Origin of the sequence: Reyranella sp., assembly GCF_965249915.1 — a bacterium.
GTDB lineage: Bacteria > Pseudomonadota > Alphaproteobacteria > Reyranellales > Reyranellaceae > Reyranella.
The window spans coordinates 1,950,337-1,964,244 of sequence record NZ_OZ252257.1; the positions used below are offsets into that span (position 1 = coordinate 1,950,337).

14 protein-coding genes are annotated in these 13,908 nt (G+C 67.3%); 9 read left to right on the top strand and 5 right to left on the bottom strand.

What is annotated here, in order from left to right:
• Positions 1–32 precede the first annotated feature (32 nt).
• Positions 33–917 carry an EamA family transporter gene (locus ACP15H_RS09785; protein ID WP_425066004.1) on the bottom strand — a complete coding sequence of 295 codons (885 nt, stop codon included), beginning with the start codon at positions 915–917 and terminating at the stop codon, positions 33–35.
• 83 nt (positions 918–1,000) lie between these two features.
• Between ACP15H_RS09785 and ACP15H_RS09790 the strand changes: the two genes are divergently transcribed.
• The 4 genes from ACP15H_RS09790 to ACP15H_RS09805 all read left to right on the top strand — a co-directional run bounded on the left by ACP15H_RS09790 (position 1,001) and on the right by ACP15H_RS09805 (position 5,488).
• The gene (locus tag ACP15H_RS09790) at positions 1,001–2,689 is read left to right on the top strand and encodes an AMP-binding protein (RefSeq protein WP_425066005.1); all 1,689 of its coding nucleotides are present in this window, start codon (positions 1,001–1,003) and stop codon (positions 2,687–2,689) included.
• Positions 2,690–2,722: 33 nt separating this feature from the next.
• Positions 2,723–3,739 carry a hypothetical protein gene (locus ACP15H_RS09795; RefSeq protein WP_425066006.1) on the top strand — a complete coding sequence of 339 codons (1,017 nt, stop codon included), beginning with the start codon at positions 2,723–2,725 and terminating at the stop codon, positions 3,737–3,739.
• A gap of 87 nt (positions 3,740–3,826) precedes the next feature.
• On the top strand, positions 3,827–4,429 hold the full coding sequence (locus ACP15H_RS09800) for an anthranilate synthase component II (protein WP_425066007.1): 603 nt from the start codon (positions 3,827–3,829) through the stop codon (positions 4,427–4,429).
• A 93-nt stretch (positions 4,430–4,522) separates the two neighbouring features.
• Positions 4,523–5,488: a Bug family tripartite tricarboxylate transporter substrate binding protein gene (locus ACP15H_RS09805; protein ID WP_425066008.1), complete on the top strand. Its 966-nt coding sequence runs from the start codon at positions 4,523–4,525 to the stop codon at positions 5,486–5,488.
• 9 nt (positions 5,489–5,497) lie between these two features.
• Here ACP15H_RS09805 and ACP15H_RS09810 read toward each other — a convergent pair whose 3' ends face one another.
• From ACP15H_RS09810 to ACP15H_RS09825, 4 genes are all read right to left on the bottom strand, one after another.
• Positions 5,498–7,030, bottom strand: coding sequence for a DHA2 family efflux MFS transporter permease subunit (locus ACP15H_RS09810; protein ID WP_425066009.1), 1,533 nt, complete (start codon positions 7,028–7,030; stop codon positions 5,498–5,500).
• Between the two features lie 85 nt (positions 7,031–7,115).
• On the bottom strand, positions 7,116–8,303 hold the full coding sequence (locus tag ACP15H_RS09815) for an HlyD family secretion protein (RefSeq protein WP_425066010.1): 1,188 nt from the start codon (positions 8,301–8,303) through the stop codon (positions 7,116–7,118).
• A complete protein-coding gene (locus tag ACP15H_RS09820; protein WP_425066011.1) occupies positions 8,296–8,763 on the bottom strand; it encodes a MarR family winged helix-turn-helix transcriptional regulator in 468 nt (155 codons plus the stop codon). Before ACP15H_RS09820 ends, ACP15H_RS09815 begins: the two co-directional genes overlap by 8 nt.
• Positions 8,764–8,898: 135 nt before the next feature.
• On the bottom strand, positions 8,899–9,099 hold the full coding sequence (locus ACP15H_RS09825) for a heavy-metal-associated domain-containing protein (RefSeq protein ID WP_296331134.1): 201 nt from the start codon (positions 9,097–9,099) through the stop codon (positions 8,899–8,901).
• 70 nt (positions 9,100–9,169) lie between these two features.
• Here ACP15H_RS09825 and trpD point away from each other — a divergent pair, with 70 nt between their 5' ends.
• From trpD to ACP15H_RS09850, 5 genes are all read left to right on the top strand, one after another.
• On the top strand, positions 9,170–10,183 hold the full coding sequence (gene trpD, locus ACP15H_RS09830; protein WP_425069879.1) for an anthranilate phosphoribosyltransferase: 1,014 nt from the start codon (positions 9,170–9,172) through the stop codon (positions 10,181–10,183).
• Entirely contained in the window at positions 10,180–10,980 is an 801-nt protein-coding gene (trpC, locus tag ACP15H_RS09835) for an indole-3-glycerol phosphate synthase TrpC (protein ID WP_425066012.1), read from the top strand. The genes trpD and trpC overlap by 4 nt, the downstream gene beginning before the upstream one ends.
• Entirely contained in the window at positions 10,977–11,459 is a 483-nt protein-coding gene (gene moaC / locus ACP15H_RS09840) for a cyclic pyranopterin monophosphate synthase MoaC (RefSeq protein ID WP_425066013.1), read from the top strand. Before trpC ends, moaC begins: the two co-directional genes overlap by 4 nt.
• Before the next feature lie 105 nt (positions 11,460–11,564).
• A complete protein-coding gene (glp, locus tag ACP15H_RS09845) occupies positions 11,565–12,779 on the top strand; it encodes a gephyrin-like molybdotransferase Glp (RefSeq protein WP_425066014.1) in 1,215 nt (404 codons plus the stop codon).
• Positions 12,780–12,807: 28 nt separating this feature from the next.
• The gene (locus ACP15H_RS09850) at positions 12,808–13,899 is read left to right on the top strand and encodes a helix-turn-helix domain-containing protein (RefSeq protein WP_425066015.1); all 1,092 of its coding nucleotides are present in this window, start codon (positions 12,808–12,810) and stop codon (positions 13,897–13,899) included.
• The last annotated feature ends 9 nt before the right edge of the window (positions 13,900–13,908 follow it).

Genomic DNA, 13,908 nt, shown 5'->3' on the forward strand with positions numbered 1-13,908 from the left:
GAGTCTATCGAGATTGCGGGTCGACATGCCCTCTAGAAGAGCGCCGGACCGTTCATCAGCACAAGCCCTGAAACGATCACGAACGCCGCAGCCACCCGCCGGCCGCCGAACGGCTCGCCCAGCACGAGTGTGCCGATCAGCGCCCCGAACAGCACCGACGTCTCGCGCAGGGCCGCGATATGGGCCATCGGACCCAGTGCCAGCGCATAGATCGCGATGCCGTAGCCGACATTGGCGATCACGCCCCCGCCGACCCCGCGATACCAGGTTTTCTTCATGTGGGACCAGACGGTCGCCGGCCGCTTCCAGAAGGCCAGCAGCAGCAGCCACGGCCCCTCGAGCACGGCCAGCCAGGCGATGTAGGAGATTCGATGCTCCAGCGTCTCGCCGGCGGCGCGCACGCCCATGCCGTCGGAGATGATGTAGCCCGCGATGGTGATCCCGGTGAGGACCGCGAACAGCGTCGCCAGCCCATGGCGGCTGCCAGGTTTCGGCACGATGTTCTTGAGCGGCAGGGCCAGGGCCACGAGCCCGAAGCTCAGCAGGAAGACGCCGACGATGTCCTGGGTCCGCAGATGCTCGCCGATCACCCGGCCCGATACCAGCGCCACCAGCAGCGGCCCCAAGCCGCGCGCGATCGGATAGGTGTGGCTGAGGTCGCCGTAGGAATAGGCTTTCAGCAGGAAGAAATAGTAGGCGACGTGGATCGCGACCGAGAGGATGAGGAATTTCCAGGCGCCCGGTTCGATCATCGGCACGAAGGGCACGACGCAAAGGCCCATGACCGTGCCGGTCGTCATGATCAGGCCGAAAGTGGCCAGCCTGTCGGACTGATCCGACTTGAGGATCGCATTCCAGGTGGCATGCATCAGCGCTGCTGCCAGCAGCAGCGCGACGATCAGGGGCTCGACGACCAAGGGGGCTACTTTCTTCTTGTTGCCCTCAACCTACGCCCGTGTCCAAATTCGTGAAAGGGCGGAAACAAGATGCGAGGCATGCGATGACGGTCGAGGCGTACAAGGCGGCGCGTGAATTCCTGCTGTCCCATCGCGGTGACTACGAGACGGCCTATCGCGATTTCCGTTGGCCTGAGATGCAGCACTTCAACTGGGCGCTCGACTGGTTCGATGCCGAGCTGGCGCGTGGAGCGCAGGCCAACCAGCCGGCACTGACGATCGTCGGCGACGGCGCGGCGAGCCTCACCTTCGCCGAACTGTCGGAACGCTCCAACCGCGTCGCCAACGGATTGCGCGCGCTGGGCGTGAAGCGCGGCGACCGCATGCTGCTGATGCTGGGCAACGTGGCGCCGCTCTGGGAAGTCATGCTGGCCGCCATGAAGCTCGGCGCCGTCGTCATCCCGGCCACCACCCTGCTGACGCCGGTCGATCTCGCCGATCGCTTCGAGCGCGGCCGGGCGCGCCATGTCGTGGCCGCCGCCAGCGAAGCGGCCAAGTTCGACGGGTTCGACAAGAGCCTGACGCGCATCGCCGTCGGCGACGCACCGCCGGGCTGGCACGCCTACGCCAAGCTGCTCGATCACCCAGCCGAGTTCGTTCCGGACGGGCCGACCCAGGCCGACGACCCGATGCTGCTCTATTTCACGTCGGGCACGACGGCGAAGCCCAAGCTCGTCTTGCATTCCCATCGCAGCTATCCCGTGGGCCATCTCACCACGATCTTCGTGCTGGGGCTGCGGCCGGGCGACGTGCATCTCAACATCTCCTCACCCGGCTGGGCCAAGCACGCCTGGAGCTGCTTCTTCGCGCCCTGGATCGCCGGCGCCACGATCTTCATCGCCAACCAGCCGCGCTTCAACGCGCGCTATCTTCTGGACGCGGTCGTCGCCAACAAGGTGACCACGCTCTGCGCGCCGCCGACCGTGTGGCGCATGCTGATCCAGGAGGACCTGAAGTCCTGCCGGACGTCGCTGCGCGAGGTGCTGGCGGCCGGCGAGCCGCTCAATCCCGAGGTGATCGAGCAGGTCGAGAAGGCCTGGGGCCTCACCATCCGCGATTTCTACGGCCAGACCGAGACCACGACGCAGGTCGGCAATCCGCCCGGCCAGCCGATCAAGCCCGGATCGATGGGCCGCCCCCTGCCCGGCTACCGGATCCGCCTGCTCGATGCCGACGACAAGGACGCCGAGGAAGGCGAGATCTGCATCGACCTCACGCACCGGCCGGCAGCGCTGATGCAGGGTTACCAGCAGGATGACGGCTCGATCCTGCCGCTCACCGGCGCGGTCTATCGCACCGGCGACGTCGCCTCGCGCGACGCCGAGGGCTACCTCACCTACGTCGGCCGCGCCGACGACGTGTTCAAGGCGTCGGACTACCGGATCAGCCCGTTCGAACTCGAAAGCGTGCTGATCGAGCACCCGGCCGTGGCCGAAGCCGCCGTGGTGCCCGCGCCCGACGCAATGCGGCTCGCCGTGCCGAAGGCCTACATAACCCTGACGGCCAGCGGCAAACCCGACCGCGCGACCGCGCTCTCGATCTTCCAGCACCTGCGCGGCCGCCTCGCCCCGTTCAAGCGCATCCGCCGGATCGAGTTCGCCGAGCTGCCCAAGACGATCTCCGGCAAGATCCGCCGGGTCGAACTCCGCCGCGACGAGGAAAAGCGCGCCGCCGACAACCGGCGCGGTACGGGCGAATTCCGGGAGGAGGATTTCCCGGAGCTGGCAAAGTAGGATTGAGTGTAGAGGCTACTTCGAGAGGCCAGGATGTTGCGACGGATCGGGCTGGGTGCCGCCGTGTTGGCGCTGATTGGATGGACGGCGGACGCCGCGCCCGTTCCCGGATCGGTTCAGCTGGTGGGCAGCTGGATCGTGCAGGCGGACAACGACGCGAGCGGCAAGTTCGCATATTGCGACGCAACCCGCGACGGAGGCGGTGCCTCGGTGCATATCGGCCAGTCCGCGTCGGGCAGCTGGCAGATCGGTTTTACCAATACCGGCTGGCAGTTCACCGTCGGGCAGGATGTCACGGTCACGCTGTTCATCGATCGCGTGCCCTATCCGCTCGTGCTCCGCACGTCGAGCCCCACGACGTTCTCGACGCCGCTGCCCGACACCACGCTGGTCGACGCCTTGCGCCAGGGAGCCATGCTCACCCTCCAGCTCGGCGCCGTGTACACGACCTTCTCTCTCGACGGCAGCGCGGCCGCAATCAATGCGGCCGCCTTGTGCCAGCAGGGCTACGCCGCGAGCGCCGCGCCGCCGCCTCCAGCGTCGCCCGTATCGCCGCCCCCATCGCCACAAGCCGCGGCGCAGCCGTCGGCGGTGCCTGCGACTCCTGCGGCAACGCCCGCACCGGCCGGGATGCCACCCGAGGTCGCGCAGGAAGTGTCCAGCCTGCAGAGCAATTGCCAGGTGATGAACAAGACGCCACCGCCGGTCGGCGACTACGTCACCCGCATCGGGCTGACGGGTAGTGGCATCGACGATTGGCTGATCAATACCGGCGGTATCGCCTGCGCGGGATTGACCGGTGGCGGTGGTGGCGGCTCCATGGTCGAGATTTTCGTCGGGCTGCCGAACGGTCACGCTCGCAAGGTCTTTGCACGCTACGCCCTCGGGGTGGAGATCCGCGGCAGCACGGTCTGGCTCGGAAGCAGCGGCGACCAATGCGGCGGCGCCGCTGCCGTCCCGCCTGCGACGGCGAAGACCTGTCAGGTTCCGCTGGTCTGGAACAAGGTCACCCAGCGGTTCGACGAGGGACCGCCGACCGGGGCGCGGTGAACGACCGTAGCGAACAGGCGCTGCCTGCGGCCTGCAGCAAGCGTCAGAGCCCTATGAGAACGTCCGCCGGACCGCTATTATCCCGCCATGCTCCTCCTGATCGATAATTACGACAGCTTCACCTACAACCTCGTCCACTTCCTGGGCGATCTCGGCTCGCGCTGCGTCGTGCATCGCAACGACCAGATCACGGTCGACGAAGCGCTGGCGCTGAAGCCGGCCGGAATCGTGCTCTCGCCCGGCCCCTGCACGCCCAACGAGGCCGGCATCTGCATGGACCTGATCCGCGCCGCGGCGAAGGAGCAGGTGCCGCTGTTCGGCGTCTGCCTCGGCCACCAGGCGATCGGCCAGGTGTTCGGCGGCCATGTCGTGCGCGCGCCCGAGCCGATGCACGGCAAGCTGTCGGGCGTCTCTCACAAGAACCAGAGCGTCTTCGAGGACGTGCCCTCGCCCTTCCAGGCGACGCGCTATCACTCGCTGATCGTCGACCGGAAGGACTTCCCGAAGGACCTCGAGGTCACCGCCGAGACCGGCGACATCATCATGGGCCTGCGCCACCGGACCCTGCCGATCCACGGCGTGCAGTTCCACCCCGAGAGCATCGCCTCGGAGCACGGCCACAAGATCCTCGAGAATTTCCTCAAGATCGCGGGCGACCACCCGAGTCAGCAGAACAAGAAGGCGGCGTAGGCGCCTCAAACAAACACATTGTCATCCCGAGCGAAGCGAGGGACCTTTCACCGGTGCCCGCAAGGGTCCCTCGCTTCGCTCGGGATGACATGAATGCTTGATCGGCGATCCCTCGTCACACTGCTCGCAGCCTCGAGCGTCGCGCCGTCGGCCTTCGCGCAGACGTGGCCCGCGAAGCCCATCCGCATCATCGTGCCGTTTCCGGCCGGCCAGGCGACCGACATCCTGGCGCGCATGATGGCCGACCAGCTCACCAGGGCGCTGGGCCAGCAGGTGATCGCGGAGAACCGGCCCGGCGCCGGCGGGCAGATCGGCGCCGATGTCGCCGCCAAGGCAGCGCCCGACGGCTACACCCTGCTGATGGTGACGATCTCCACGCACGGGATCAGCCCGGCGCTCTATCCCAAGCTGCCCTACGATCCGCAGAAGGATTTCGCGCCGATCGCCAACATCGGGCTGACGCCGCAGGTGCTGATGACCAGCCTCAAGAGCGGCATCGGCTCGGTCTCCGATCTCGTCGCCAAGGCCAAGGCCGGTGCGGATCTCAACTACGGCTCCTCGGGCAACGGCTCGGCCAGCCATCTCGCGGTCGAAATGCTGAAGAGCGCGGCCGGCATCAAGCTCACGCACGTGCCGTTCAAGGGTAATGCAGAGGCCCAGCTCGCGCTGCAGAGCGGCGACATCCAGCTCCTGTCCGACGCCGTCCCCGGCGCGGTCGGCCCGGTGCGCTCCGGCAAGGTGAAGGCCATCGGCATCGCCGACGAACGCCGCTCGCCCTTCCTGCCCGACGTGCCGACGGTGGCGGAACAGGGCCTCTACGGCGTCGTCGCCGTCGGCTGGATCGGCCTCTCCGCCCCTGCGAAGACGCCCGAACCGATCCTCGACAAGCTGAGCGCCGAGGTCATGCGCATCCTCAAGGATCCCGAGGTTCTGGAAAAGATGAAGAGCCTGTCGTTCGTGCCGGCCAAGGAATCGCGCCAGGAATTCGAGGCCTATATCGCCATCGAGAACACCAAGTGGCGCAAGATCATCCAGGATGCGGGCGTTAAGATCGAGTAGCGCGCGACTCTACTCAAGGACCGCGTGGCCCGCACCGCCCTGCCCCTTGGCCTTGCGCAGCAGCAGGATCAGCGGCAGCGCCAAAAGGGCCACCAGCATCATCAGCTTGAAGTCGTTGGCATAGGCTATGACGGCCGCCTGCTTGTTCACCTCGGCGTTGAGCGTCGCGCGGCCCACCGTCGTCGCCATGTTCCAGAACTGCGACGGCCCCGCCTGGCCCAGCGCGTCGTTGAACGGGGTCACCTGGCCCGCCAGCTCGGCATGGACGAGCTGCGTGTTGCGCGTCAGCAGGAAGATCACCATCGAGATGCCGATGCTCGACCCGATATTGCGCATCAGGCTGTAGAGCGCCGTCCCCTGGGTGCGCAGATGGCCCGGCAGGGTGGCGAAGGTGATGGTGGACAGCGGCACGAACATGAAGCCCAGCCCCATGCCCTGCAGCACGCCGGTGCGGATCAGCGTCCATTCGGACACGTTCGGCGTGAAGCCCGTCATCTCCCACAGCACCGCCGCGGTGATCAGCAGCCCGGCGGCCAGCAGCAGCCGCGGATCGACCCGGTTGATCATGCGGCCGACCAGCATCATCGCCAGCATCGTGCCCATGCCGCGCGGTGCCAGGATCAGGCCCGCCGTGACCACCGGATAACCCATCAGGTTCTGCAGGTAGGGCGTGATCAGCGCCAGCGAGGCCAGCAGAATGATGCCGACCACGAAGATGAAGCACAGCCCGACCGAGAAGTTGCGGTCCTTGAAGATGCTGGGATCGATGAAGGGCTGCTTCACCGTGAAGGTCTGGACGAGGAACAGATAGAAGGCGAGCGCGGCCAGCACGGCCTCGACCACGATCTCGGTCGAGGAGAACCAGTCGATCTGCTCGCCGCGGTCGAGCATCATCTGGAACGAGCCGATGGCAAGGCTGAGCATCAGGAAGCCGAACCAGTCGAACGAATCGCGGCGGGTCTTGGTCTCCTCGAGATAGGCCGAGAGGCCGAGGAAGGTGACCAGACCGATCGGCACGTTGATGTAGAACACCCAGCGCCAGTTGTAGGCCTCGGTCAGCCAGCCGCCCAGGGTCGGCCCGAGGATGGGGCCCACCATGACGCCCATGCCCCACAGCGCCATGGCCGAGCCATGTTTCTCCTTGGGGTAGGAATCGAGCAGCACCGCCTGCGACAGCGGCACCAAAGAGGCGCCAAACAGGCCCTGCAGCAGACGGAAGGCCACCATCTCCGGCAGCGAGGTCGCAATGCCACACAGAACCGAGGCGCCGGTGAAGCCCGCGACCGCGATCTGGAACAGCCGCTTGCGGCCGAGCCGCGCCTCGAGGAAGCCGGTCACCGGCGTCGCGATGGCTGCCGCCACGATGTAGGAAGTCAGCACCCAGTTGATCTGGTCGGTCGTCGCCGACAGCGAGCCCTGCATGTAAGGCAGCGCCACGTTGGCGATGGTCGTGTCCAGCGCCTGCATGATCGTGGCCAGCATGACGCAGAGCGTCAGCGGCACGATGTGCTGAGGGAGGGGTTTGGAGGTGGCGTTGCTCATGGCTGGGGGCGCGCCACTCCAGGGACGCGCCATTCTCCTGGTTCAAGACATGATCGCGCCACTGGAGTGGCACGCCCCCAGCGGATCAGAACCCGCTGAACAGGTCTCGGAGTTGGCGGTGGTGGCCGGTGTCGATCTCGACATAGGCGCTCATGCCGGTGCGCAGCGGCGGTGCGCCTTCCGGCATCTCGACACCGAGGCGGATCGGCACGCGCTGCACGACCTTCACCCAGTTGCCCGTCGCATTCTGGGCCGGCAGCACGGAGAACTCCGCGCCCGTCGCCGGCGCGAGGCTGGTGACGGTCGCCTGCCACTCGCGGCCCGGATAGGCATCGATCGACACGGTCGCCTTGTCGCCCGGCTTCAGGTTCGCAAGGTCGGACTCCTTCGGATTGGCCTCGACCCAGACGTCCTGCGTCGAGATGAGGCTGAACGCCGCCTGCGCTGCGGGCAGGTACTCCCCGGGCAGCAGCGCGTCGACGTTGGTGACGATGCCGGGCATCGGCGCCACGACCGTCGTGCGGTTGAGGTCGCGGCGCGCCTTGTCGACCTGCGCCTGGGCCGCGAGATAGTTCGCATTCTGCTCGATCGGCGCATCGGCCCGGCCGCCGAGCTGCCCCAGCGTCGCCTCGGCATCGTGCTGCGCCACCAGCAGTCGCTCGCGCGCCGTATCGAGGTCGCGCTTGGCCTGGTCGAAGGTCGCCTGGGCCGAGACCCCGCGCTTCAGCAGGTCCTGCTGACGCTGCGCGCTGGTCTCGAAGAAGCCGATGTCGGTCTTCGCCTGCTCGATCTGGGCGAGCTTCTGGCGATAGGTCGCCTGCTGCGTCAGGATCTGGTTGCGCACGGTGCCGAGATTGGCCTCCGCGCCGGCCAGCGCGATCCTGAACGGCTCCTGGTCCAGGGTGAACAGGACCTGGCCCTTCTCCACCCTCTGACTCTCATGCACGGCCACGTTGGCCACGATGCCGGAAACGTCGGTCGCCACGGTGAGCTTGCCGGCATGGACATAGGCGTTGTCGGTCGAGATGTAGCGGCCGCCCGTCATGTAGGCGAACAGGCTGCCGGCAAGGACGACGGCGGGTCCCAGGATGAGCAGGATACGGCGCAGGTTGCGTGGCTTGCGGCCCTCCTTCGCCTTGTCCTTCGGCCGCGCGGCGGCGGTGTCGAAGCGCTGCAGCAGCTTCTCGGCCGCAAGCTGGTCGGCATCGTTGGCCGCCGGCACGGGGGCCGTGACCTCGTCGGCGCTGCGACGGAAGGAACTCCTGTCAGCCATTACTCGTACTCCTCTCGGCCGCCGCCGGCGCAGCCCTGGCCAGAAGATTGGCCTTCATGCTCGACAGCAGGGCAAACAAACGGTCGCGATCTTCCTCGGCGACGCCTTCCAACGCCTCCCCGCGGGTCGCGGCTCCTATGGTGAAAATGTCGGCCAGCAGCGGATGGGCCTTCTCGGTCAGGTAGAGCTGGCGGATGCGCCGGTCGGTCGCATGGGCCCGGCGTTCCACGAGATCTGCCTCCTCCAGCCGGTCGAGCAGCCGGGTCAGGGTGATCGGCTCGATTTCGAGGAGGTCGGCCAATCCGCTCTGCTGGATGCCCTCGTTGCGCGCCAGATGCGCCAGAACCTGGCACTGCGAGCGCGTCAGACCGAGGTCGCGCGCGTTCTGCTCGAAGCGCTTGCGCATCAGGCGCGCCACATCGTGCAGCAGGAAACCAAGATTGCGTTCGGGAAGTTCCATGAGCCTATCTTCTAAGTTTCCTTAAGATAAGCTTGCTTACTATTTTGACAAGACCATTCCGAAATTTGACCATCGATCTTTAAAAGATGCTTGAAATCAGCGACTTACGGCTGACTTCTCATCCGATCCGATGGGCTAGGGCGCTACGCCGAAGCCTGCTCGCTGGATCGCCTTGGTGATCGCCGGGACGTCGGCGCCCTCGGGGAGCCGCATCTCGCCGCTCTTCAAGTCGACGGAGAGAGGCGCCGTGCCGGCGCCGGTGGCGGCACGGGTGACGGCCTTTACGCAGCCGTCGCAATCCATGCCAGTGACCTTGAGGATGAGTTCTTGAGCCATGTGATATAGCTTCGCGCCGGCCGGCCGAACCGGCAAGAGGCAAAAGCACGGGGTTCTGGTGAGCGGCGACATAAACGATTTTCGCGGCCTTCTGGCCAAGGTGGGGAACGGCGAGACCCTGGGCATCGACGAGGCAGAGCGCGCCTTCGACATCATGACCTCGGGCGACGCGACGCCTGCCCAGATGGGCGCCTTCCTGATGGGCCTGAAGGTCCGCGGCGAGACGGCCGAGGAACTGGCCGGCGGCTCGCGGGCGCTCAGGGCCAAGGTGCTGCGCGTGAAGGCGCCCGAAGGCACCATCGACATCGTGGGTACCGGCGGTGACCATCACGGCACCTACAACGTCTCCTCCTGCTCGGCGTTCGTCGTGGCAGGCGCCGGCATTCCGGTGGCCAAGCACGGCAACCGTGCCTTCACCTCGAAGTCCGGCGCAGCCGACGTGCTCTCCGCGCTGGGCATCGGGCTTGAAGTCCCGATCGAGAAACTCGAGCAGGCCCTGGTCGAAGCCAAGGTCTGCTTCCTGATGGCGCCGCGCCATCACAGCGCCATGCGCAACGTCGCGGGCCCGCGGGTCGAGCTGGCGCCGTCGCGCACCATCTTCAACCTGCTCGGCCCGATGTCGAACCCTGCCCTGGTCAAGCGGCAGCTCGTGGGCGTGTTCGACCGCCGCTGGTTGAAGCCTGTCGCGCAGGCGCTGGGCCAGCTTGGGCTGGAACGCGCGCTGGTCGTCAACGGCCAGGACGGCATGGACGAGCTCACCACGACGACCAAGAGCTGGGCCGCCTCACTCGAGAACGGCAAGGTGACCGAGATCGAGATCGCGCCGGAGGAGATCGGCGTGAAGCGCGCCACGCTCGACGAGCTCAAGGGCGGCGACGCGGCGCACAATGCCGAGGCGATCCACGCGCTGCTGGACGGCGCGAAGAACGCCTTCCGCGACATCGTCCTGCTAAACAGCGCCGCCGCGATCATGGTCGCGGGCAAGGCTAAGGATCTGAAGGAAGGCGCGGCCCTGGCCGCCCAGTCGATCGACAGCGGCAAGGCCAGGGACGCGCTGGCGACATTGAAGAGGATTTGCGCATGAGCGACACGCTCGACAGGATCGTTGCCGACAAGAAGCGCCATGTGGCCGGGCGCATGTCGCAACGCTCGCTCAGGGTCGTCGAGAACCTGGCCCGCGACACCGATTCGCCGCGCGGCTTCGCCAAGGCGCTCAAGGCCACGATCGCCGACGGCCGCTACGGCCTGATCGCCGAGATCAAGAAGGCGTCGCCCAGCAAGGGACTGATCCGCGAGGATTTCGACCCGCCTTCCCTCGCCCGGTCCTATGAACGCGGTGGCGCCACCTGCCTGTCGATCCTGACCGACCAGCCCTACTTCCAGGGCAAGGACGAGTTCCTGACGCAGGCGCGCGCGGCGGTGAAGCTGCCGGTCCTGCGCAAGGATTTCATGATCGATCCCTATCAGGTGCCGGAAGCCCGGGCGCTGGGCGCCGACTGCATCCTGCTCATCATGGCCTGCCTCGACGACGCGATGGCAGCCGAGCTGGCGAAGCTGGCGCACAAGTGGGGCATGGACGTTCTGGTCGAGGTGCACGACGCGCCCGAGCTCGAACGCGCACTGCAGGTCGATGCCGACCTCATCGGCGTCAACAACCGCAACCTCAAGACGCTCGCCGTCGATCTCGCCACGACCGAGAAGCTGGCGCCGCTGGTGCCGAAGGACCGCGTGCTGGTGGCCGAGAGCGGCCTGGGTTCTCCCGCCGATCTCGCGCGTATGGCCAAGGTCGGCGCCTCGGCCTTCCTGATCGGCGAGAGCTTCATGCGCAAGCCCGACGTCGAGGCGGCGGTCCGCGAGATGCTGGTGCGCGAGGCGGCATGACGCGCAAGGCGGCGCTCACCCATTTCGACGAGGGCGGCAACGCCCGCATGGTCGATGTCGGCGACAAGGAGATCAGCGAGCGTGTCGCCGTGGCCCGCGCCAGCGTCACTATGCAGGCCGCCACGCTGAAGCTCATCCGCGACAAGAAGGCCAAGAAAGGCGACGTGCTCGCGGTGGCGCAGCTCGCCGGCATCATGGCGGCGAAGAAAACGCCCGACCTGATCCCGCTCTGCCATCCGCTGGCGCTGTCGTCGGTCGACGTGAAACTGTCGCTCGACGCGAAGCGCAAGGCGGTCGACATCGAGGCGACCTGCAAGCTGAAGGGCCGCACCGGCGTCGAGATGGAAGCGCTGACCGCTGCCTCCGTCGCCGCCCTCACCGTCTACGACATGTGCAAGGCGGTCGACCGCGGCATGGTGATCTCCGAAGTGAAGCTCCTCCACAAGTCCGGCGGCAAATCTGGAACGTGGGATGCTTAGACTGTCTTTCTTCGCTGGGCGCGCGCCACTCCAGTGGCGCGATCTTCCCTGGCACCGCCAAAGCCGCGCGACCGGAGTCGCGCGCCCCCAGCAATGAGGCCGGGAATGCTTTCCGTTCGTGATGCCCATGCCCGCGTGATCGCGGCCTTCTCTCCGCTGCCGTCGGAAACCGTGTCCGTCGCCGAAGCCGCGGGCCGCGTTCTTGCTGTCTCGCCGAAGGCGCGACTGACGCAGCCGCCGACGGATCTTTCGGCGATGGACGGCTATGCCGTGCGCGCGGCCGACGTGGCGGCTGCCCCCGCGACACTCACGCTGGTGGGCCAGGCGCCGGCCGGCGGCTCCTACGATCAGACCCTGAAGGCCGGCGAAGCCGTGCGCATCTTCACCGGCGGCCCGCTGCCGATGGGTGCCGACTCGATCGTGATCCAGGAAGACACCAAAGCCGATGGCACGAACATCGCCATCCTCGAGGCGCCGCGGCTCGGCCGCCACGTGCGCAAGGCCGGACTGGATTTCTCGGTCGGCGATACGCCGCTCGCAGTGGGCCGCACGCTGACGACGCGCGACCTCGCCCTGGCGGCCGCGATGAACCACCCGTGGCTCTCGGTCCATCGCAAGCCGCGGGTCGCCATCCTGTCGACCGGCGACGAACTGGTGATGCCGGGCGAGCCGGTCGGTCGCAACCAGATCGTCTCCTCCTCCGGCATCGCCGTCGCGGCGCTGGTGCGCGGCTGGGGCGGCGAGGCCACGTTGTTCGACATCGCGCGCGACGATGCCAGGCTGATCGAGAGCTGCATCGAAGCCGGTGCGCAGCACGACCTGCTGATCACACTCGGCGGCGCCTCGGTCGGCGACCACGATCTGGTGCAGGGCGCGCTCAAGGCCCAGGGCTTCGACATGGATTTCTGGAAGATCGCCATGCGCCCCGGCAAGCCGCTGATGTTCGCCGCGCGGGACCGCGCGCGCGTGCTCGGCCTGCCGGGCAATCCGGTTTCCACCATGGTCTGCGCGCTCCTGTTCCTGAAGCCCGCCCTGGAGCGGATGATGGGCCAGCCGGGCGACCTGGTGCGGACCCAGCCCGCCCGCCTCGCGATCGACGTGAAGCAGAACGACCAGCGCGAAGACTATGTCCGCTCCCGCCTCGGCCGCAGCGCCGACGGCACCCTCACCGTCGATCCCCACCCGGTGCAGGACAGTTCGATGCTGTCGGTTCTGGCCGCCTGCGACGGGCTGATGGTCCGCCCGCCGCACGATCCCGCGCGCAAGGCGGGCGACACGGTACAGGTCGTCGACCTCCACGGCCTGCCGGGCGGGTACTGAGCCAGGCGCTCGAAAAGCGAATCGAGCGATGCCGCCCGTCGAACTCGTTCTCAAGAGCGGAACCGCGGCAATCCTGCTCCTGACGGGCCTGTTGCTGCTGCGCGACCGGCGGCACATGACGACGGGACCTTTCGGCGGTCTGCTCGCGCTCAGCGTGGCAGCCACCGCTGTTCTGTCGGTCACCGGCGCCCGTTCACCCTGGCTGTGGCCGGTCATGCTGGTGGCGATGGGCACACCAGCGCTGCTGTGGATCTGGGCGGGCGCGCAGTTCGTCGATGATTTCCGTCCCTCCTGGCGGGACGCGGCGGCGTGGGCGCTTCTGCCGATCCTCGGCATTGTGGGCATCTGTCAGTGGCGCCCCTGGATGGCCACGGCGGAAGACCTGATCGGACTGTCGTTCGTGCTCCTCACCGCCTGGCGCGTACTGGCCGGCCTGCGCGACGATCTCGTGGAGCGCCGCCGCCGCCTGCGCCCCGTGCTGGTGGGTCTGGCGGTTCTGTACGCAGGCGGTGTCCTGCTCATGAACATGCTGGGCCGCGGCCAGCCCCTCGACCCGACCAGCCGGACAGTCGAGGCGTCGATCCTGGCCGCTCTCGCCGTTGCCTTCGCCATGGTCGGGCTGCGGGCGGCCCGCCCCATTTTCGAGCCCTCGCCGATCGAGACCCGCCCGCCGGCGCCGGAGGATGCGCCGTCCTCCGGCGCTGCCGTCGACACCCAGGAGGAGGCCCTTCTGGCGCGCCTGCGCCAGCTGATGGAAGACGAGAAGATCTATCGCCAGGAAGGGTTTGGACTGAACCTGCTGGTCGCCGCGCTGGGCGTGCCTGAGTACCGGCTGCGCCGGTTGATCAATCAGCGCCTCGGCCATCGCAACTTCAGCAGCTTCGTGAACGGCTACCGTCTGGCCGAGGCGATGGCGGCCCTGGCCGATCCCGGCCAGGCGGACGTCCCGATCCTCACGATCGCGCTCGATTCGGGATTCCAGTCGATCGGGCCCTTCAACCGGGCCTTCAAGGCGCATACCGGGATGACGCCGACGGCCTATCGCAAGCAGGCCGAATCGCGAAATGACGGGCCGATTCAGGGAATCGGCCAACGGAGTGCTGAAACCGGCGAGACCTGACGGAGGGCG

Bases quoted from the DNA above. Each gene is read 5' to 3' on its own strand.
- ACP15H_RS09790 (WP_425066005.1), top strand. From the start codon at position 1,001: ATGACGGTCGAGGCGTACAAGGCGGCGCGTGAATTCCTGCTGTCCCAT.
- ACP15H_RS09795 (WP_425066006.1), top strand. From the start codon at position 2,723: ATGTTGCGACGGATCGGGCTGGGTGCCGCCGTGTTGGCGCTGATTGGA.
- ACP15H_RS09800 (WP_425066007.1), top strand. From the start codon at position 3,827: ATGCTCCTCCTGATCGATAATTACGACAGCTTCACCTACAACCTCGTC.
- ACP15H_RS09805 (WP_425066008.1), top strand. From the start codon at position 4,523: ATGCTTGATCGGCGATCCCTCGTCACACTGCTCGCAGCCTCGAGCGTC.
- ACP15H_RS09810 (WP_425066009.1), bottom strand. From the start codon at position 7,030: ATGAGCAACGCCACCTCCAAACCCCTCCCTCAGCACATCGTGCCGCTG.
- ACP15H_RS09815 (WP_425066010.1), bottom strand. From the start codon at position 8,303: ATGGCTGACAGGAGTTCCTTCCGTCGCAGCGCCGACGAGGTCACGGCC.
- ACP15H_RS09820 (WP_425066011.1), bottom strand. From the start codon at position 8,763: ATGGAACTTCCCGAACGCAATCTTGGTTTCCTGCTGCACGATGTGGCG.
- ACP15H_RS09825 (WP_296331134.1), bottom strand. From the start codon at position 9,099: ATGGCTCAAGAACTCATCCTCAAGGTCACTGGCATGGATTGCGACGGC.
- trpC (WP_425066012.1), top strand. From the start codon at position 10,180: ATGAGCGACACGCTCGACAGGATCGTTGCCGACAAGAAGCGCCATGTG.
- moaC (WP_425066013.1), top strand. From the start codon at position 10,977: ATGACGCGCAAGGCGGCGCTCACCCATTTCGACGAGGGCGGCAACGCC.
- glp (WP_425066014.1), top strand. From the start codon at position 11,565: ATGCTTTCCGTTCGTGATGCCCATGCCCGCGTGATCGCGGCCTTCTCT.
- ACP15H_RS09850 (WP_425066015.1), top strand. From the start codon at position 12,808: ATGCCGCCCGTCGAACTCGTTCTCAAGAGCGGAACCGCGGCAATCCTG.